General features: G+C 37.6%; 17 protein-coding genes. 11 read left to right on the top strand and 6 right to left on the bottom strand.

Translation table 11 applies throughout. From position 1 onward, the window contains the following. Positions 1-190 precede the first annotated feature (190 nt). From QM491_RS14200 to QM491_RS14175, 6 genes are all read left to right on the top strand, one after another. On the top strand, positions 191-643 hold the full coding sequence (locus QM491_RS14200) for a Rieske 2Fe-2S domain-containing protein (RefSeq protein ID WP_283328148.1): 453 nt from the start codon (positions 191-193) through the stop codon (positions 641-643). Between the two features lie 237 nt (positions 644-880). Then, positions 881-1,795 carry a DUF5777 family beta-barrel protein gene (locus QM491_RS14195; protein WP_283328147.1) on the top strand — a complete coding sequence of 305 codons (915 nt, stop codon included), beginning with the start codon at positions 881-883 and terminating at the stop codon, positions 1,793-1,795. Beyond that, positions 1,792-2,340 carry a YceI family protein gene (locus tag QM491_RS14190; RefSeq protein WP_283328146.1) on the top strand — a complete coding sequence of 183 codons (549 nt, stop codon included), beginning with the start codon at positions 1,792-1,794 and terminating at the stop codon, positions 2,338-2,340. Before QM491_RS14195 ends, QM491_RS14190 begins: the two co-directional genes overlap by 4 nt. Before the next feature lie 2 nt (positions 2,341-2,342). Next, the gene (locus QM491_RS14185) at positions 2,343-3,116 is read left to right on the top strand and encodes a c-type cytochrome domain-containing protein (RefSeq protein ID WP_283328145.1); all 774 of its coding nucleotides are present in this window, start codon (positions 2,343-2,345) and stop codon (positions 3,114-3,116) included. A gap of 142 nt (positions 3,117-3,258) precedes the next feature. Next, positions 3,259-3,897 carry a hypothetical protein gene (locus tag QM491_RS14180; protein WP_283328144.1) on the top strand — a complete coding sequence of 213 codons (639 nt, stop codon included), beginning with the start codon at positions 3,259-3,261 and terminating at the stop codon, positions 3,895-3,897. A gap of 78 nt (positions 3,898-3,975) precedes the next feature. After that, entirely contained in the window at positions 3,976-4,899 is a 924-nt protein-coding gene (locus QM491_RS14175) for a LysR family transcriptional regulator (RefSeq protein WP_283328143.1), read from the top strand. A 371-nt stretch (positions 4,900-5,270) separates the two neighbouring features. Here the strand turns inward: QM491_RS14175 and QM491_RS14170 are convergent, their stop codons facing one another. From QM491_RS14170 to QM491_RS14145, 6 genes are all read right to left on the bottom strand, one after another. Next, positions 5,271-6,044 carry a hypothetical protein gene (locus tag QM491_RS14170; protein WP_283328142.1) on the bottom strand — a complete coding sequence of 258 codons (774 nt, stop codon included), beginning with the start codon at positions 6,042-6,044 and terminating at the stop codon, positions 5,271-5,273. A 671-nt stretch (positions 6,045-6,715) separates the two neighbouring features. Next, positions 6,716-8,056 carry a TolC family protein gene (locus QM491_RS14165; protein WP_283328141.1) on the bottom strand — a complete coding sequence of 447 codons (1,341 nt, stop codon included), beginning with the start codon at positions 8,054-8,056 and terminating at the stop codon, positions 6,716-6,718. Positions 8,057-8,063: 7 nt separating this feature from the next. Further along, positions 8,064-11,150, bottom strand: a complete 3,087-nt coding sequence (locus tag QM491_RS14160; protein WP_283328140.1) for an efflux RND transporter permease subunit — start codon at positions 11,148-11,150, stop codon at positions 8,064-8,066. Positions 11,151-11,157: 7 nt separating this feature from the next. After that, entirely contained in the window at positions 11,158-12,192 is a 1,035-nt protein-coding gene (locus QM491_RS14155) for an efflux RND transporter periplasmic adaptor subunit (RefSeq protein ID WP_283328139.1), read from the bottom strand. Between the two features lie 13 nt (positions 12,193-12,205). Continuing rightward, positions 12,206-12,607, bottom strand: coding sequence for a hypothetical protein (locus QM491_RS14150; RefSeq protein ID WP_283328138.1), 402 nt, complete (start codon positions 12,605-12,607; stop codon positions 12,206-12,208). 137 nt (positions 12,608-12,744) lie between these two features. Further along, a complete protein-coding gene (locus tag QM491_RS14145; RefSeq protein WP_283328137.1) occupies positions 12,745-13,308 on the bottom strand; it encodes a Crp/Fnr family transcriptional regulator in 564 nt (187 codons plus the stop codon). A gap of 211 nt (positions 13,309-13,519) precedes the next feature. On the opposite strand from QM491_RS14145, the gene QM491_RS14140 reads away from it, so the two are divergent. The 5 genes from QM491_RS14140 to QM491_RS14120 all read left to right on the top strand — a co-directional run bounded on the left by QM491_RS14140 (position 13,520) and on the right by QM491_RS14120 (position 21,452). Further along, positions 13,520-13,978: a YHS domain-containing (seleno)protein gene (locus tag QM491_RS14140; RefSeq protein WP_283328136.1), complete on the top strand. Its 459-nt coding sequence runs from the start codon at positions 13,520-13,522 to the stop codon at positions 13,976-13,978. Positions 13,979-14,240: 262 nt separating this feature from the next. Beyond that, entirely contained in the window at positions 14,241-14,828 is a 588-nt protein-coding gene (locus tag QM491_RS14135) for an RNA polymerase sigma factor (RefSeq protein ID WP_283328135.1), read from the top strand. 260 nt (positions 14,829-15,088) lie between these two features. Then, on the top strand, positions 15,089-16,225 hold the full coding sequence (locus QM491_RS14130; RefSeq protein WP_283328134.1) for a FecR family protein: 1,137 nt from the start codon (positions 15,089-15,091) through the stop codon (positions 16,223-16,225). Between the two features lie 224 nt (positions 16,226-16,449). After that, the gene (locus QM491_RS14125; RefSeq protein ID WP_283328133.1) at positions 16,450-19,803 is read left to right on the top strand and encodes a TonB-dependent receptor; all 3,354 of its coding nucleotides are present in this window, start codon (positions 16,450-16,452) and stop codon (positions 19,801-19,803) included. A gap of 11 nt (positions 19,804-19,814) precedes the next feature. Then, positions 19,815-21,452 carry a RagB/SusD family nutrient uptake outer membrane protein gene (locus QM491_RS14120; RefSeq protein WP_283328132.1) on the top strand — a complete coding sequence of 546 codons (1,638 nt, stop codon included), beginning with the start codon at positions 19,815-19,817 and terminating at the stop codon, positions 21,450-21,452. The last annotated feature ends 159 nt before the right edge of the window (positions 21,453-21,611 follow it).

The raw sequence follows: 21,611 nt of genomic DNA, 5'->3' as shown, positions 1-21,611 counted from the left end.
GCTCTAGGCTTTATGCGGTAGGCTAAAAGTTGTGTTTGCCTAATGCTTACGGCTTATAGCCTAAAAATTACATCATGATAAAATATTTTGATAGTCTACCCAACCTTTTTTTAGCAAACTCATCTTGTGTATAAAGGGGCGTTTAAGCTGCTTTATAAAATCTTTTAACAAAACAAAATCGCAAGAAACTATGACTAATCGTCACGCTGAAAAGATTGATAGAAATGAATTTTTAAAAAGTCTTGGCTTGAAAGGCGCTGCCTTATTTGCTGTGTATTGTACAGGTGCTACTTTGAGTTCGTGTCAAAATGAAAATAGTGTTACCCCTAATCCAACAGGCGAACTTCTCAAGCTTGACTTGACTACAACTGCCGCATCGGCACTGAAAAATGTAGGAGGGTATATCCGTCAAAACAATGTGGTACTAGCCAAAGTAAGCGCCACCGAATATGTGGCTGTAACACAAACCTGTAGCCATGAAGGTAGACAAGAGATTGTATATATGAACAGCCAATTCTATTGTACTGCCCACGGTGCTGCTTTTAGTAAAACAGGAGCAGGGCTCAATAGCAATGGACGTTCTGGCATTAAGGTTTTTCAAGTGAGTATTTCTGGAAATATTCTTACAGTGACCAACAACTAAGAATAATGTTGAATTGTGAGGGGTGAATTGTGAATGTAGAATTGTCCTTGCCTAAAATAAGAATGCCTTATTACACTTTAGGTTGTATGCTACAGACACTAGGCAAAAATGTATTCATGATTTTACAAGAAGTATAGCTTACGGCTTAAAGCCTATTCTATTACAGATTATTTCCATTTACTTATATTTATTTAGTACCCTACCAAAATCTTTTTTACCTACGTAAAAACCAAATATATGAAACGTTGCTTTTTAATTTTGGGGCTTTGGCTCTATGGCATCGCTATGTCTTTTGGACAAGATGACTTATTAGATGAACTGGCAAAAGCCCAAAAAGATATACCCATTTATACTATTGCTACTTTCAAATCTACACGTTTGGTAAGTGGGCATTCTATCGAAACCATTGCTGCAAAGCATTTAGATTTTAGGATTTCGCATAGATTCGGAGCTATCAATTCAGGTTTTAATGAACTATTCGGTCTCGACCAGTCTACCATCAGGCTTGGCTTGGAGTATGGTGTTACCGACCGATTGACTGTTGGCTTGGGACGCTCTAGCTACCAAAAAGTTTATGATTATTACGCAAAGTATAAACTCCTCCGTCAATCGTCGGGAAGCCAAAATATGCCTGTCACTATCACAGGATTGATAGCAGCTTATACTACTACACAGGCAACGATGCCCACAAGGCAATATTTCAATAATCTCGAACGCCAAAGTTACTGTGCTCAACTATTGGTAGCTCGGAAGTTTGGCGAAAAACTTTCTTTGCAGGTTTCTCCAACGGTGCTGCATCGCAACAAATCCGAGACACCTATCGATGCAAACACTCTTTATAGTATGGGTATGGGCGGACGCTTTAAGTTGAGCCGACGAACCTCGTTGAATGTCGAATATTACTATACGTTACCAGCCTTTAGTAAGGCTGATTTGGGGCAAGATGCACAGTTTACGAATCCTCTCTCAATCGGATTTGACATAGAAACAGGCGGGCACGTTTTTCAGTTGCATTTATCCAACTCAAAAGGTATGACCGAAAGGGCTTTGATTGGACAAACGACTGGTCAATGGAGCATGGGAGATATTTTTTATGGATTCAATATTTCACGAGTATTTAGTTTTGATAAACAAAAAAATCAACACCAATGAGAATCATCATTTTTATGAGCTTATGCCTAATTGGCTTGTTAAGCAAAGCACAAGCGCAGGTATATATGACCACAACAGGATTGACTCAGATTTTTTCTGAAACACCTATGGAGAACATTAGTGCAGATAATAAGGTTGTTTCGGCTGCCTTAAATACAGTTACAAAAGAGGTTGTGGTACGTATTCAGGTGATTGGGTTCAAATTCCCCAATAAGCTAATGGAAGAGCATTTTAATGAAAATTATATGGAGACAACAAAATTTCCAACGAGTAGCTTCAAAGGCAAAATCATAGATGCTATAGATTTTCAGAAAAATGGAACTTATGAAGTAAATATCAAAGGAGTATTAGAAATACATGGAGTAAAACAGGAAAAAACAGTTAAAGCAAAACTTCAGATTGGGTTAGGCAAAATTATCATAGATGCCCCTTTTGATGTAAAGCTAGCAGATTTTAAAGTAGATATACCAAAATTAGTCTTTGAAAAAATCGCTGAAGTTATTTCTATTAAAAATCATTTTATTCTTTTACCCAAAATTCAATAACTATGAAATTTTTGAAAAGTAGTATGCTTTTAGTCGTAGCTTTTGGGGCATTAATCGCTTGTCAAAATACCAAAGGTGATCCATCACCTACTGACTCATCCAACAACACAACTGGCACCACCTCAGTAGATACATCTGGAACATCAAATAACGCTCCAAACACAGGAGCTTCTACTTTACAGTGTGGTACAACTGGAAGTAACGCCTCCAAGGGAGATTCTATTTGTTTTACTACACAGGTACTGCCTTTTTTTGTAAGTAATTGTGCTACAAGTGGTTGTCATGACGCCAAAACACATGCTGACGGCTATGATTTAACATCTTATTCGAAAATTATGAAAGGAGTTACGCCAGGTAGTCCTACAAAAAGCAAGCTATATACCATTATGCTTCGTACCGATAATGAGCGAATGCCGCCACCGCCTGCACAGCCTTTATCAAAAACACAAACAGATTTGATTGCCAAATGGATTACCCAAGGAGCGAGAGAAGTAAACTGTGCGGTGGTGGTTGACACGCAAAATGTCACTTTTTCAAAAACAATTATGCCACTCCTAACCACCAACTGCGTAGGATGCCACAAAACAGGGAGTTTGTCTGGGGGCGTGAGTTTAGAAAACTACACGCAAGTAAAAAGCTATGTTGATAATAAACGCCTCTGGGGTTCACTGAATTCATTAACAGGTTATTCGCCTATGCCTCCCATTGGCAAACTAACAGATTGTCAATTGACAGTTGTAAAAAAATGGATAGACGCAGGTGCCAAAAATGATTAGACAACAATTTTGTTTGCAATATTATATTTAACTAAAGCAAGGATACGTTTTAACACTTAGCATACAATTGATGAGGTGGCATAATATTTGAGGTTTTCTCAAAAAGCACCCCTAAGTGTTAATCCTTGCATTGGTTATGAGTATGAAAAATAGGTTTAAATATATATTACAAATATTATTACTTCTTTTGGGAGTATCTTCGCTAAAAGCGCAAACTACTCCTCAAATTTTTTACAAAATAGAATACAAGAGTGATGGTTGGTTTTATGCTTCAATGAAATCGAGTGCTAACTTGAACAATAGTAGCACGACTACATTGAACAAAATTACTGAGATGCAGTTTACGATTGTGGCGCCAATAGGCACTTTTGCTAAAATCAAAAATCTGACGGGTACTTTGCCATTGCAGGACGGTGTTGGTTCTTCGGTGTGGGGTAAGCAGTCTAAAACTAATGCCACCAACGAATATATCTATTTGTATGCTTTAGGTGTTCCTACCGTTCAAAACATCACTGCCAATGTAGATGTTCCGATGTTCAAATTCCAGTTAACTACTTGTACTGGCTCATTACGTTTGTACCGTAACGTTGCAGACGCATCAGGTCCAGCAGATGTACAGGTGCTCAACTCCGCTAATTCTATGTTTATGCCTTCGATTGGTTTAGCTATGGTAAATGCCTATAAAGGCAACTACGGCGCAGATGCCAATTGTAACCCTATTATATGTAACCCCGTGATTTGTCAGCCATTAACGGTGGTAAAAAGAGTTTCCATAAAATAACTTCGCAACCGAGATTCAATTCATTTGTAGCGAAAGGGACTTTTTACTGTACATTTGTCAAAAACATCCGAATCCCTCATGCCTTATACGCTACATCAACTTCAAGTATTTTTGATAATTACTCAAACACAAAGTATTACAAAAGCCGCCGAAGAACTGCATCTAAGTCAGCCAGCAGTGTCTATTCAATTACGTAATTTTCAGGAACAATTCGCCATTTCTCTTACTGAAGTGGTAGGGCGAAGACTTTTTGTAACCGACTTCGGAAAAGAAATTGCTGTTGCTGCTGAGCGTATTCTCAACGAGGTGCATGCCATTAATCACAAAACTTTAGCCTATAAAGGACAACTTGCAGGCAAACTAAAAATATCAGTGGTGTCTACAGGAAAATATATTATTCCTTATTTCTTGAATGATTTTTTGAAAGTAAATCAAGGCGTAGAACTCAAACTTGATGTGACCAACAAAATGAAAGTTGTTGAAAGTTTAGAGCAAAATGACGTGGACTTTTCATTGGTATCTGTACTTCCAGTACATCTCCAAATTGAGAAAATTGACTTGATGTCCAACAAACTCTACTTGATTGGGAATAGTGAGGAGACATTTAATGATTCTTTCTACGAAACTTCATTATTAGATTCGCTTCCATTAATTTATCGAGAGTATGGTTCGGGTACACGCCATGTAATGGAGGCGTATGTTCAGGAAAATAAGTTGCCTATCCATAAAAAAATGGAACTTACGTCTAATGAGGCTGTCAAGCAAGCTGTTTTGGCAGGGTTGGGCTATTCGATTATGCCCTTGATTGGTATCAAAAATGAATTAACGCATGGTGATTTACAAATAATCCCAGTCAAAGGATTCCCTATTCAAAGTACATGGCATATTATCTGGCTGAAGGGTAAGAACTTTTCTCCTGTAGCCAAAGCTTTTCTTAATTTTATCACACAAGAAAAGGCTCTAATTATAGACGAAAAGTTTGCTTGGTGTAATCAATATTAGTATAGTACAAGGTAGAATGTGGAATTTATATTTTTGATTAAATTTCTGAAAAACAGCTTTAAAATTGCATTAATACACTTTAGGCTATAAGCCGTAGGCATTAGGCAAAAAGCTTCCATTATTTTATGAGAAATACTTTTTAACTTTTAACCTACAGCATAAAGCCTAGAGCTTAAAGCGGGTAAAATGTATTTTAATTTTGCCTACTAACTTAAGTATTAATGCTGAATTATGAGTTATGAATTGTGAATGTAAAACTTTAATTATCAATATCTTACATTTAAAATTATATTTAAGAAATTGATGAGATAAAATATTAGTAATCATAAAATTACACTCAAAACTCATCACTCACAATTCAGCACTCATACTTATTTTCCTTTCTCAAACCAAATTACAATATCATCACTTTGTGTAGGAAAAGATATTTGCATCAGAGGCGCCGCCGCCGTATAACGAATAAAAACATCACCTCTTAACGAGCTGTTGGGTGAAATTATATTTTTAAGAAAAGTTTGATGTTGCCAAACATCTTTCTCTGAAGCATATTGATCCATCCTCGAATAATAAAGACTTCTATCCACAGCACCCTTGGTTAGTCCAAACCTCAACATAGTTTCTCCCAAAGCCATTGTATTTCTTGCCGAGGCAGTTTCTCGATAGCCCGATGACTTTGTTGCACCTGCTATGAGTGTCACAGCCCCTGCAATTGCCAAGATGGTATTGACAGTTTTGGCAGTTTTAATCCTTTTCTCCTCTTTGACCATTCTATTATCTAGCTTGATGATTTCTTCGGTAGGGTCAATGGCCAAATAACCCACATACTCTTGGTTTTGATAAAAATAGGGTGTTTTATCTTCGTTAAAAGGCTTCAACATAAAATCCTTTGGAGCTACGAGTAAATCATGATTTGTGCGGTTAAATACTTCTATATCAAACACAGCGTAATCATGATATAAGCCCACAAATGACGCAACTATATCAACACTATCTTTTGATTCCTTCACAACAGTGCGCCCGTTGATAACAGTACTATTGGTAGCTCCAAAAGGTTCTAAGTTAAAAACTTTAGTAGGGGTACATCCTGTTATTAGTCCAAGTATGAAAACAGAAATGCTATATAGTAAATAGATTGACTTTTTCATGATGTTAAAAGGTTATTTTACTAAAGACCACCAAGTAACGTTTTGCCCCTAATGACTTCCATCTAAATTTATCATTGAAAGGAATAAAGAAGTTTTGTATTTTTTCAAAAAGCTCTATTCAACATTTCTTCCAAAGACCTTTGCACCAACGGCGATAATGTCTAAAAATAATTTTCTTGTGAAGAAAATACATGCAGAATACACGATTGACAGGTAATAAATGTCTCAAATGTGGTTGCCAGTTTTTAGCTAATCACGTAGTACATAACTCTACAAAAATCAAGAGAACTTCAGTAACTATTTCACCCGCTATCTTCTTCTTTGAATGCTATTTTTCCGACCAAACCACCGAAAGCTTTCATAACAGACTTACTGGTTGGTCATCACCTAATTGTGAGCGATTATCAAAATTGCTTATCTTCATTATTATTAGATGCCAGCACTAGCAGGGAAAATAGGAAAGTACCATTGATAGATGAGGAGTACTGTTGGATTCGATACAATTGGAAAGGTTGAAATGAAACAGCTTAAATAAAAATGCTAGCCCACAATAGTTAAGATGAGATATTGGATAAATGAGGTTTTATAAAAATAAACTCCCAACTCATCATTCAAGATTCATCACTTCTATCTACGGGCTAGCTTGGATTTATATGTGTGTTAGTAATTTTCTAGTTCCCAATTAAGCTTTTCAGCTCTGATATTGCTAGTGTATAGGCCAATTGTGCAGCGTACACATCTGCGTTGGCCTTGGCCACTTGTGCCTTGGTTGTGAGTATGTCCGTTTTAAGGTTCAACCCAGCGGCTTGCTTATCTTCTTGTACTTTCAATTCTTTGGTACGATAATCTAAAACACGTTGTGCAACAGCTATCAAAGATTTGCTTTGGTTGACTTTACGATACGCTTTTTCAATATCGCTAGTTACTTGTTGTTGAAGGTTCAAGATGTTTTCTTCGGCTTGTTTGACTTGCGCTTCACGCTGTTTGAGTAAGTGTTTATTCGAAAACAAATCTTGAACGTTCCACTTTAAATTAAGTCCTACAAAAGGATTATGATTCGGTAAAATTGGATTACCAGATTGATACGTATATCCAGTAACGAATCCAAAATCTGGAAGTGTACTTTGTTGTGCAGCCTTAATACCTAGCTGTGCTTTTTCCTTGGTTAAACTTGCAATTTGGATATCAGGGTTTGAAGAAGTAGCACTTTTAAAATTCTCAATACCAGTAATTTGCTCCATGGCAAAAGAGGATTCTTGGAGATTAAAATCTTCATCAGCAATACCTGTTAGTTTGACTAAATCTGATTTATAATTTTGTGCTTGAATGCTTAGTTTCAACATATTTTGTTCTTCATCGGCAATGTTGGCCAATAAGCCTGCTTGGTTTACATCAATGGTTTTTCCAGCTGCAATAGCCGTTTCGACATCGCCCAATTTGGCTTTTGCTACTGCTAATTTCGCTTCAGCTTCTTCTAATTGCTTTTGGGCAATAAGTGTTCCGTAGTACAATTGCTCAACACCTTGGGTAATTTGTAAGGCAATTTTTTGTTTTTCTTTTTCTGTAATAGCCACATCCATACGATTTACCTCCAAACCAGTCTTGATTTTAATCTGCTGACTGATAGGCTGATAGGCTGTAACACCTAAGTTGTATAGATTTTTATTCCCAATCTGAATATTTTTATCTTCGTTGGGTAGTGGCACTTGTACAGTAGTGCTTACTGGCAAAACACCGATAGAACCCGCAGGAATTGTGATGTTGGCTAAATTGAAATTGTATTGGTAATTTCCGTTGACCGTAGCTGTAGGATAACGCTTGGTTTCGTCCTCTTTGATTTTGGCTTCACGTTCGGCTATTTGCCATTGTTTTACCGATAAAATATGATTGCTTTTCAGAGCGGTTTCTTTCAGCTGTTGCAACGAATAGGTCGGTGTTTGAGCCGTGGCATATTGCCCTTCCAAAGAAAGGGCAAGTGCCATAAGTGTGATATTTTTAACGAAAGACTTCATACCGATTCTATGCGTTTTGTTGTGTTAAAATGTCTTTTTTGTCTTTAGGTTTTATCCAACCTATATACAATACTGGTACCGACAATAAGGCCATGAGCATACTCCAGACAACCCCAAAGGCTAATACACTTGCCAAAGGTGCCCACATAGGCGAGTGAGAAATAATCATAGGAACAACACCAATGGCGGCTGCCATAGCCGTTAGAAAAATCGGACGTAAACGACGTTTACCACTTTCAATAGCGGCACTTCTAATATCCATACCATGTTTCATAAGCTCGTTGGTATGGTCGACAAGGATAATGGCATTTCTTACCACAATACCTGATAATGAAATCAGACCAATGAAAGCCGTAAAACTAAAGTTATTACCTGTAGCGTATAAGCCTAAAATTGCACCAAACAAACTCAGTGGAATGGTTAGCATCACGATAGCCGATTCTTTAAGATTACGGAACTGAAACAATAGAATAAAGAAAATCAATACCAAGCTTACCATTAGTACAGTCACTAATTGCGAGAACGTTTCTTTCTTGTTGGCATCTTCGCCACCATATTCAATTCGATAGCCGCTAGGTAACTGCAATTTGTTGATTTCGGGCTGAACTACTTTGACTAATTCTGCTGGTAGTACGCCTTCTGCCAATTCACTTTGCACGGTTAAAGTTCTTACTCCATTACGGTGCATGATTTTACCCGCTTGCCATTCTGGAATAATATCTGCGATTTGACGCAATGGAACATTGGCGCCAGTTACAGGCGATTTCATATAGGTATTAGCCAAGTCGTCGGTATTTTTGCGACTATTTTCATCTAATCTCAACACAATATCGACTGCATTGTTGCCTTCATACATGGTCGAGATAGCTGCGCCACTAAAGCCTGTATATACGGTTTGGGAAATACTGGTAGTGGTAAAACCTAGTCGGTTGGCTTCTTCTTTGAGTTTTATACCAAAACCATAATAGTCTTCTCCAAAATCACTTCTTACAAATTTACTTCCAGAGGCCTTTTTAAGAATATTTGAAACTTGATTAGACAAATCTTTCAAATGGTTAATGTCGTCACCGATAATGCGTACTTCAACTGGGGCTTTTAATGGAGAACCTTGTTGCATCAATTTTACAAAAGTTGTTCCCTCAGGAATTGCCATTTCCACTTTATTACTTAGTTCTTCTGCTAACTCTTCAGCCGTTTTGTCGGTTGTAGTATTAATCAAAATCTGCGCATAATTCGTTGTAGGAAACTCTGGCGAGAAATTATAGTAAAATCTCGGAGCGGCTGTTCCTGTGAAGGTTGCATAAGAAAGTACTCGTTTGTCGCCTTTAATCAATGCCTCAGCTTTGAGAATAGCCTGATTGGTTTTTTCGAGCTTGGTGCCTGTTGGCATCCACAGTTCTATGACAAATTGGTTACGTTCGGCTGATGGGAAGAATAATTGTCTTACGCCTGCTTTGAATAATAAACCTGCCAAAAGAATCGGAATAATGCTACTGATAATTGTGGCGATAGGATGTTTTACACACCATTCCAACAGATTATTATAGCCAATTTGCATATAGTCAAGTAAGCTTTTTCTACTCTTCTTCTCGTTTTCACCATGTTGATGTAAGCCTTTTTTGATAAACATATAACATAACATAGGCGTGAGCAACATTGCTACGATAAACGATGAAGCTAAGGCTACAGCAACGGTAATCGGTAGGGCAAAAATAAACTCACCGACCGAACCATTTAATAAAATCATCGGCATAAACGAGGCGATAATCGTAATGGTAGCAGCCAGCACTGGAATCACCAAATCACTAGCACTACGCCATGCGGCTGTCCAACGCTCTACACCTTCATCGAGTAACTCTACGTAGTTGTCGGCAATGACAATGGCATCATCTACGACCATACCAAGTACCAAAATCAACGCTGCTAAAGATACCTGATGTAATTCGATGCCCAAAGCGTGCATAATAGCAAATGTCACAGCTACAGTCATCGGAATGGCAGTAGCAGCCACGGCAGCAATCCGCAAAGGTAAAAGCAAAACTACTACCACTATCACAGACAAAATCGCAAGGAAAAATTCATGAATAAAATGTGATACGTTTTCATCTACCAAATGAGGCTGGTTGACAATAGTGGTAATCTTTACTTCAGAAGGAAATACTTGCTTTACGGCATCTATCTTTTTGTTGACTTCATCTCCAAACTGAACAATGTTATTGCCTTCGTGCATTTGGATGGATAACAAAATTGCTTTGTTTCCATTTACAGTGATGATACTTTGTGGTTCGGCATAATCACGTTTGAGACTTGCCACATCGCTTACTTTTACCGTTGAGCCACTTTGTGAGGCGCCTACAATTTGATTTGCCAAGTCATTTTCGGTATTGTAAAAACCATTAGTATAAAGCGGTGTTTTACTTTGCTCGGTTTTGACAGAACCCGTTGCATTAATGCTATTTTGAGATTGTAATACTTTTACTACTTGTTGCAAACTAACGCCATATTGTGAAAGTTTTTCAGAGCTAGATGATACAACAATCTGTTCTTTTTGTTCGCCAACACGTTTGATTTTTGATGCTGCTGGAATCGTTCTTAAATAATCCTCCAACTTTTGGGCATACGTTTTTAGCTCGGCATAGCTGGCTTTATTGCTTTCTAAAGCAATTACCATAGCTTCTGTATCTCCAAAATCTGAGTTGACGATTGGACCTCTTACGCCCTCTGGTAAATCCAATTGCTTGGATACTAGCAGTTGATGGCGAAGTTTACTCCAAAACACATCGGGCAATTTTACTTTTTCGGTTAACTCTACATTGACTACTACGATACCATCTTTGGTTGTAGAATAGGTTTTAGCTTTGTTAACTTCCTCATATTGAAACAAATACTGTTCAAGCTTTTTAGTTACTTGGTCTTCCACCTGTGCTGAGTTTGCCCCAGGAAAGTAAGCAATAACCAAGCCTTGACGAATCGTAATTTTGGGGTCTTCACGACGGGGCATATTCATCAAAGAATTGACCCCAATCGCAAATAGCAGTAACAATACCGATAAAGTTACGTGCTTATATTTGAGTGATGCTTGTATAATATTCATGACGCAACTATTTAATTGTAATTAGAGAACCATCCGAAAGTTTGTTTTGACCTGCCGATACCACAACCTCGCCAACATTCAGTCCCGAAACTACCTCTACTTGATTATCTGCCACTTTTCCGATACTGATTTTGCGTTTAAATGCTTTGTTTTGTGATTGGTCGACTACATACACAAACTCCTGATTATCCAAATCGTGATTGATGATTTCTAAAGGCAATAAAATTCTTTGTGCAGCTACGTTAGTTTTGATACGTGCTTCAGCAATCATACCAGGACGAATCAAAAGGCCAGGGTTATCTACTTCTATTTTGATGGTAAAAGCTCTTGAAGTAGCATCAGCGGCTGAACCAACTTCGGTTACTCGTCCTTTAAAAGTTTTATCAAGTGCCGAAATAGTTACCTCTGCCATTTGCCCTAATTTAATTAAATGAAGTTCACCTTCTGGTATATACGCAAGTACTTTTACTTTACGAATATCTGATATGACAAGTAGTGGGTTTCCAGTACCAATGATTTCTCCAGCTTCTCCTAATTTCTTAATCAATACTCCGCTAATGGGCGAATACAATTTGGTATCGGTAAGATTTTTTTGTTGTAGTTGTTGCTGTAATTTGGCTTGTTGTAGTGTGAAATTTACTTTAGAAAAATCACTTTCGGAGATACTATTGCGATCACGCATGATTTTGAGACGATTGAATTCATCCGATACTTGATTGACTTGAACGTCTGATAAATCCTTTGCAATCTTGTAATTAGTAGGTTCAATGGTGGCGACTAATTGTCCTTTTCCAATATTTTGCCCTTCACGGCTTGAGATAAAATTGATACGACCAGCCACCAAAAAGCCCAAACGAACAGTGGTGCTACCATCAACGTTTCCACTTACCGAAACCTCTTTGTTGGCTTGTGATGATTCAACTTTTGTAACATTTACAGCAATAGCCTGAGCTTTATTTTCTGTAGTTTTTGTTTCATTGTGTTTGCAACTTGCCAATAACAAAGTTGTAAGCACACCTAGATAAATATTAGCGTACTTCATGGTTTGGGGATTTTTAAATGAATAAAGATTTTTGTATCGTTATTTGTGGTATATCTAAAAAATATAAAAGCTCACTGGCTTTATCACAAAATTCCTCGTTGCCACATACCATAAATTCCATTTGACTCATGGTATTGGCGTTGATAATAGATTCAAGTTCGGGATGTTCTTGAAAAAAATTATCAGAAACTTCCGAAGATATAAAATAGGTAAATAATACGGTTGGATAATGTCTTACTAAAATGTCAAGCTCTCTACGAAAACTAAAAACCTGATCAGGGGAGTAGTACACTACCGATATGTGATGTATTCCTTTTGTGGTAAGTTTTGATTTTACCTGAGGAAAAATGGTTGCCATTCCCGACTCGTCGGTGATGAAAACCCAATGGACACTATTGTCAAAATCTGCCTCCATCGTTTTGTTGTTTAATTTGATGTGACAAAGTTGGGCATAAGAAAAATGGAAATTTTTAATCTATATTAAAAAATGAAGCCTTATCGATATTTTTTTGATAAGGCTTGTATATAACTTTTAAGTTTAGTGAAAAATCTCTATTTCGTCTTTGAGCGAATGACACTCAACGTTTGCTGAGTGATGCCCAGATACGAAGCAATATGCCCCAGTGGCGCGCGCATCAGAATAGAAGGGTGCTCGTTGAGCAAAGTCGTATATCTTTCTTGGGCAGTATGAAATTGTAGCGAATATAGTCTATCCGAAAACAACTTTACCATCTGGATAGAAGTCAAAAATACGTAATCTTTCAAAGCTGGTATTTCTTCAGCTAATGCCATAAAGTCTCTGTATTGGATAGTTCGTAATGTTACATCTTCCAACGCCTCAGTGCCATAAGGTGTTGGTTGATTAAAAAATACGCTGTCGATATTCATAGAAACAAAGCCTTCTTCAAAGAAAAAGTGTGTAATATCTTTGTCATTATGTGTATAATAGGTACGCAGCAAGCCTTTTTCCACAAAAGTTGCCTTTTGCGAATTAGCTCCAGGCATCATCAGAATGGTATTCTTGGCATGACGCTCGGTTTTGAAGGCTTTATTGATTCGTTCTTGCTCGGTTTCAGACAAAGGAATTTTGCTGCTGATATGTTGTATAAAATCCATAGGAGAAATGATAAGTTTTGGCGGCGCATAGGCCTATGGCATTGATTGAAATCTAAAGATGAGCAAATCAACAAAATTCAAGAACAAATTCCAATAAGCGATAGGGCTTCTATAAAAAGCAATTTTCCCAGAAAATAGATTTATGTCAGTTAGCCGACTTTTGGTCAAGTAGATATCTATGAAGTTTGTGATATAAATTTTAAATCACAAAATGATGAAGACCAAATTATTTGTATTGCTTTTATTTTTAGTGTCAACAAGCGCACAGCTTCTCGCACAAGAAACCGATGTTTTCCAGAAAGACGGAATCGCTATCCGAGGTTATGACCCAGTGGCTTATTTCAAGCAAAGTAAGCCTGTAAAAGGACAAGAGACAATTTCCTATGACTGGAATGGCGTAAAATGGTTGTTTAGTTCTGATGAAAACAAGGAGGATTTTAAGGCAAATCCTGAAAAATTCGCACCCCAATTTGGAGGATATTGTGCTTATGGTTTGAGCGAAAACCACAAATCGCTCACCGAACCAGATGCTTTCACGATTGTGGATGACAAATTGTATTTAAACTATAACCTGAAAGTAAAGGAGTTATGGAAAAAAGATATTTCTGGTAGAATCAAAAAAGCGAATGAGCTTTGGCCTGTACTAAAATCAAAAGAGGCTAAGCAATAGTAGGGTTTCCTATTTTGACAAAAACAGAATATCCATGTTTTTAAAATTATTAAGGCGGTGAGGTAGAAACTTCTCCGCTTTTTTGTTGCTAAGTCATGATAGTCAAAAAGCTAAAAGCCTTCTATTTATCCTCTTCAATTGCTATGCTAGTACAGTATTTTTAAAGAATATAATCCTATAACAAGTAGCTGATTTTTCAGTTATATTGTTATTCTTAGATATTTTTGATTATTTCGTACAGCTTTCTAATATAACCTCAATCATGCGCATCAAGGAAATACCACCGCTTCAGGAGCAATTACTCTGGAATAATTTCAGAGCTGGCGATGAAATGGCCTTTACGCAATTGTCGACTCGCTATTACAGAATGTTTCGCCATTATGGTGAGAAATTTACAACTAATAGCCAAATTATAGAGGATGCCATTCAAGATTTACTGGTAAATTTATGGGTAAAAAGAGCCTCATTGACCGAGGTGGAATCCGTAAAGTTTTACTTGCTCAAAGCATTTAGAAACCAGTTATTCAAAACATTACGCACTTTTAGTACGGTACCATTTGAAGATAATTTTCAAGAAAATTTTTCTGAAGCCTCATCCGAAATGTTTTTTATTGAAAACGAATCTCAGCAAGAACAACAATCTAAGATTTCATATTTTTTAAAACAACTCCCTGACCGCCAGCGAGAAATACTTTACTTGCGATTTTATCAAGACTTGCGAGTGGAAGAAATAGCACAGTTATTACAAATCAAACCTCAGTCTGTATCAAACATCATTCAAAGAGCCCTTCTGAATCTTCGCCAACATTGGGAATTATTAGTTCCTTTTATTTTGCTTTGGTTGCTTTAAACAAAAGAATTAGTGCTGAGGCACAAAGCGTTTCTACATATTCTTTCTATCTCCAATCGTAGTATTATATTTTCCTTTCAATTTTTTATACAAAAAATTACAATTTCAATCTCCTCAAAATCAGTGTTTTATTATTTTTTTTGAAAAAAATTGTGTTTTAATGAGTATCCGAGTACATATTTTGGGATGTAGCATATATAATGTCAAATTGACACAATTTATCTCTTTAGTTTCTTAAAAAAGCTAAAGAGTCAAACGATATGAACACAAAGAAAACATTTGAAGCGCTGTTAGAAGATGCCTCTATTCGTCATTGGGTGTACGAAAACCGCAATCAGCCCACACACGTGTGGGAAGAGTGGGCGCGTGTACAAGGAATAGAAGGTGTATATCTTCAGCAATTGCGTATATTTTTATCTGAACTTGAAGGCGAACCTCTTGTATTGGATGAAAATTACATACAAGCTCGTGTTCAGTCGGCCTTACAAAAAGCGAAGGAAATAGAAAGCATTAAGTTTTACGACTCGCAAATAATAGAAGAGTCTCCAAAAACTTTTTGGCGAATTGTTTCCGATTATTGGGTAGTGGCAGCTTCGATAATGGTTTTTGTGGGGTTGGGTTATTTGGTTTATACTGCCAAACAAAACCAGCCATTGCCTGTAGTGAGTTTTGATCAAAAACTGAATCTTTCGCACCAAGAAGAATCTTTTGTAGAAACTACCAATCCCAATAAGCGTAACAAAATGGTGGTATTACCTGATGGCAGTACTGTTATTTTACAAAAAGGGAGTAAACTTAAATACTTTGACTCCTACAATACCCAGAACCGTGAGGTGTATTTGAGTGGAGAAGCTTTTTTCGAAGTAGTCAAAAATCCTCAAAAACCATTTTTGGTTTTTACCAAAGATATCGTGACTAAAGTTTTAGGGACAAGTTTTACTGTAAAAGCATTTGATGACGATAAAGAAGTAAAAGTGATGGTGAAAACAGGAAAGGTAAATGTGATTCAGCAAAAGAACTTAAACATCAAAGATATTACAGAAAAGACTAATATAGGAGGGATATCCCTTACCGCCAATCAGCAAGTAACGTATCAGCGAGAAGAACATAAGCTAATTAAAGCTGAATTGAACAATCCTCAGTTTTTATCATTAAACAATAATAATCAATCGTTTACCTTTAAATCTACTCCAATTTCCGACGTTTTTATACAATTAAGCCAAGCCTACGGCATAGAAATAGTATTCGATGAAAAAGTCATGAGCAAATGCACTTTTACGGCTACTCTTGGAACAGAGCCGTTGGATGAAAAAATGAAATGGATTTGTGCGGCAATAGATGCTGAATATCAGGTATCTGGAGGACGTATTTTTGTAGAGGGCAGGCCTTGTAGGTAGTTCTATGACCTAGATGTATGAAAGAAAATTAACTAAAACTTGATAACTATGTAACCAAAAACCCAATTGTCACAACGACAGATTACAAAAAAAAGATGAATGATGCGCCAACATCACTCATCTTCAACCAAATCCCTTTTTGATGCTGCTATGCGTGGTCCTAAAAATTAGGACTCAGGGATTGTTTTTGTCAATTTTTCACAACTAACAAATTATCCAAAAGTATGAAAAAAAAGTTTCCATCGTATCAAACTTTACGAAAAATTATGAGAATTAGTTTGTTGCAAATCGCTCTTTCCGTCCTGTGTGTGAGCATGTCATTGGCACATAGGAGCAATGCACAAGATTTGCTAAACAAAAAAGTGACACTTCATCTCAACAAAAATGAGGTAGTCGATGTGCTGGAGAAAATCGAAAAACAAACTCAAGTAAACTTTATTTATAGCCCAGAAATTATAGATGCCAAAAGAAGTGTTTCGATTAATGCCGACGACAAAGCATTGGGCGAACTACTGACCGAATTGTTTCGCCCTTTGGATATTAGTTTTGAGGTAACGGGCAAACAGATTTTATTGAAAAGAAGAAAAAACGTATTGCCAACAAAAGAAATTCTACCAAATCTAAGTTGGCAAATGCCCGACATCGTCGTAATGGGCTCCATCAAAGATGAAAATGGTGAAGCATTGGTAGGGGTGACAGTTCAAATAAAAGGCACCACCAAAGGCACAACTACAGGACCAGATGGTACGTTCAGACTATCGATTCCTAATGAACAAACTACCTTGGTATTTTCGTCGGTAGGATATCAAAAAGCAGAAATGCTTGTTGGAAAGCAAACATCTTTGAGCGTAGTCTTGAAAGCTGATGTAGGTAATCTCGACGAAGTTGTGGTTGTAGGTTATGGTTCACAGAAGAAAAGCGCTATTTCGGGTTCGGTTTCAGATATTAGTCAAAAAGCAATTGCAAGCAACCCTTCGCCCAACTTAAGTAACTCATTGGTAGGTCAAGCTACGGGTATTATTGCTACACAACGTTCGGGTGAGCCTGGCAAAGATGCCTCAAATATCTTGATTAGAGGAATTGGTACTACAGGAGACGCTTCGCCTATTTTTGTAATTGACGGGATTGTTCGTTCATCAAGCGATTTTGCACAGTTGAACTCAAGTGAAATTCAGTCATTTTCAGTATTGAAAGATGCAGCTAGTGCAGCCGTATTTGGTATCCGTGCTGGTAATGGAGTTATTTTAGTAACAACCAAAAGAGGTGCTGAAGGCAAAATGCAAATTGACTTCAATGCCAATGTCGGTGTTCAAGAGCGTACTCGCAATCCTGAGTTTTTGAATTCTTATGAATATGCTACTTTATATAATGAAGCTTTGGCAAACGATGGCAAGCCTGCGCTTTATTCGGCAGCGGATTTAGAAAAATATCGTACACATTCTAGTCCAGATACTCACCCTGATTCGGATTGGTTTTCGACCTTGAAAAAATCAGCAATGGTTCGTAACTATAGTCTCTCGGCAACGGGTGGAACTGACAAAATTCGTTATGCAACTTCTTTAGGGTACTTGAAGCAAGATGGTATTATTCCTTCTAACGATTTTAATAGATATAATTTCCGTTCGAATATCGATGCAAACGTTACCAAAACGACTAAGCTTTCATTTGACATTTCGGGTCGTGATGAGAAAACAAATAACGTTGCTTCTGAGGAAGTATTTAGATGGATGTCTGGTACACCACCCAATAGAACGCCTATTACTTGGTCGAATGGTACTTATTCAAATGGCCCCTCTTATTTGACTTTACCTGAAAATGGTTATAGAAAAAGAAATATTCAGGCATTTCGTGGACGAATGGAATTGGAACAACAATTACCATTTTTGAGTGGACTATCGATTAAAGGTATTGCATCCTATGACAAAACATTTACTGATAACAAAAACTGGACTTTTACCAAAACTCCATTCTACAATAGGCTTCCAGATGGCTCTTTTGTAGAAGCAGCTAAAGGACCTACTTCATTGATTCAAAATCATTTGGATGAGCAATCTGTCACTTTAGAGACGCACTTGAACTACAAGAAAACTATAGGTAAAAGCAATTTTACAGGTTTGTTATTGTACACTCAAACCAAACAACTTTGGAACTACATGAGTGTATCTCGAGAAGGATATACTTTGGCGATTGACGAAATCAACTTTGGTGCAGCTGCTAATCGTAACAACGGAGGCTATTCAGGAAGTAGCGGTCGTCAAGGGATTGTTGGGCGTTTTAACTGGGCTTATGAAGACAAGTATTTCTTTGAAACAAGCTTTAGAGCAGATGGTTCAGAACAATTTGCTGATGGTAAGCGCTGGGGCTTTTTCCCATCTGTTTCGGCAGGTTATGTGATTTCACAAGAATCATTCATGAAAAACTCCTCGATAGTTGATTTCTTGAAACTACGTGCATCGTACGGTATTTTGGGTAACGACCGTTTGGGAGGTGAGCGATTCCTTTACTTACAATCTTATTTTGTAAATGGCTCAGCAGTTTTTGGCGATGCTAATGTACAACCAACGATTGTAGAAGGAAGACTTTCGAATCCAAACGTAACTTGGGAAACGGTTAAGAAACTAAACATTGGATTGGATGCAACTTTGTTAAAAGGCAAACTGACAGCAGTAGTTGATTACTTTTTTGATAAAAGAAGTGATATTCTTGCTTCAAGAAACCTTTCTGTTCCTAGTTTATTGGGTGTTGGATTACCTGTAGAAAACCTAGCAAAAGTGAATAACAGCGGGGTCGAAGTTACTTTGAGTCACAGAAATAGAATCAATAATGAGTTGGGATACTCTATTGGAGGAAATATGACGTATGCCAAAAACGAAATCGTGTTTATCGACGAAGCCGCTTCTGTGAACCCTAATATCAGAAGAACAGGTTTGCCATTAAATACGCAGTTTGGTTACAGAGCGCTTGGTTTGTTCCAAACGCAAGCCGAAGTTGATGCCGCGCCAAAGCAATTGGGAAATACAGCGCCTGGTGATGTTCGTTACGAGGATATCAACAAAGATGGAAAAATTGATGATTTGGATCGTGTTGCTATCGGAAAGTCAAATACGCCAGAAATTATTTTTGGTATCAATGGCGGCTTTCAATACAAAAACTTTGACTTTACTTTCTTGTTCCAAGGGGCTACCAACGTAAATCAATACTACGAAGGTGAAGGCGCATGGCCATTCTTTGTTGGTTCGGGTGCTTTGAAAGCAAACCTTGACCGCTGGACACCATCGAATCCTAATGCGACAGAGCCACGTGTATTGATTGATCCAACCAACTTGAATCACGCGGGTTCATCGTTCTGGATGAGAGATGCTTCATACATTCGTCTCAAAAATGTTGAATTAGCTTATAATGTTCCTTTAGAAAAACTGAAAATCGGCTTTATCAGAGGTATTCGTGTTTACATCAATGCAAATAACGTTGCTACTTGGTCAAAAATCAAAAACTATGACCCTGAAAATGCTAGTGGTAGAGGTTGGGATTACCCTCAGTTTAGAATTTGGAATGCTGGTGTAAACTTTAAATTTTAACAAACATTAAGATGAAGAAAATACTCTATAAAATTTTACAACTTGTTTGTACGCTCACAAGTATTACCTTATTCTCTGGTTGCGAATCGGATATTTTGAACCAAGTACCTAAAGACTCATTGACAGGAGAAACCGTATGGACTGACCCACAAGGAGCTATTCAGTTTGTCAATGCTATTTATGGCCAAATGCCTTCTGGTTTTGACCGTAATTACCAAGGTTGGGCCAAAGGACTTTATTTATTGGATGGCGTAACCGACGACGGTGATGTAGGTATGCCTTGGACACACTCCAATGAACTACAAACAGGTAATTTTTTACCTTCCAATGTGCCTTGGGGCGAAACTTGGGGCGATTATTATAGCTTGGTTCGTAAGGCAAATATGGCGCTCGAAAACTTGGGTAGCCTCAAAGACGAAGCATTGCGTAATCGCCTGATGGGAGAAGCCTACTTCTTGCGTGGATTTATTTATCATGAATTATTGAGATTGTATGGAATGCCTTCAACAGGAAGCGAGCCTACGGGTGTACCGTTGATTAACAAAAGTTTGACTTTGACTGATAACTTCCAAATTCCTCGTGCCAAATACGATGAAGTAGTGGATTTTATCATTGCTGATTTAGATAAAGCTGCTTCTTTATTACCCAAAAAAGGAGCCATCGAAGCTGGTAGAGCTACTTCTGGAGCTGCCAATGCCCTTAAAAGCCGTGTGTTATTGTATGCTAGCCGTTGGCAGGCGTCGGCGGATGCCGCCAATAAGGTAATCAATACCGATTATACTTTGTTCAGCGATTATAGAACTTTGTTTTTAACGAAAAATAATAGCGAAATTATTTTTGCGAAAAAATTCCAAGCACCTGATAAAGTGCATTTTGGCGTAAATAATGGCTTTGACGTGGTGAACTCTCCGCCATCAATCAGAGGGGGTAGTGATGCTGGCTGGGGTGGTAACGTTCCTACGCAAAACTTTGTGGATTCGTATGATATGATTGATGGTAAATCACAAGCAACATCGCCATTGTACAAACCATCTGAGCCATGGGCAAACCTTGACCCTCGTTTTGAGGCAACTGTCGTACACAATGGCTCGACTTTCCGTGGACGTGTAATTGAATTATTTGCAGGTGGTGCCGATGTAACAGGCAGAGCTGAGGATACCAAAACAGGTTATATCTTACGTAAGTTTCATGAAGAGCAGTATGTTCTTTATACAAAAAGTAGTGACCAAGATTGGATTTTTATCCGTTATGCAGAAGTTTTATTAAACTATGCTGAAGCCAAAAATGAGGCTTCGGGTCCAGATGCGACGGTATATAGTGCAATCAACACTATCAGAAAAAGAGCAGGTATGCCAGATTTGGAAACAGGACTGTCTAAAGACCAAATGCGCGCTAAAATCCGAAATGAACGTAGAATTGAATTGGCTTTTGAAGAACACCGTTTCTTTGATATTCGTAGATGGAAAACGGCAGAAAGCTTGTTGAATGGCCCATTGTATGGTGTTAAAATGACAAAATCAGGGAATACAATTACATATACTCGTTATGCTTTCGAGAATAGAGGATTCCCTTCTAAGCTTTATGTATTGCCAATACCACAAAGTGAAGTAGATAAAAACCCAGCAGCAAAACAAATTGCTGGCTGGTAATTGAGTTTGAGTGTTGAATTGTGAGTGGTGAATGGTGAATGAAAAATTTGGGTAATAATACCTTATCTCACTAATTTATTAAACTTAATTCTGCACAATTACTCAAGTATATATCTTATTCGCTAGAGGCTATAAGCATAAGGCTGTTGGCTGTGCTTG

The sequence above is a fragment of the Flectobacillus longus genome (assembly GCF_030056705.1).
Classification (GTDB): domain Bacteria; phylum Bacteroidota; class Bacteroidia; order Cytophagales; family Spirosomataceae; genus Flectobacillus; species Flectobacillus longus.
The sequence above is the reverse complement of the archived record's forward strand: the minus strand, read 5'-3'. Positions and strand labels throughout refer to the sequence as shown.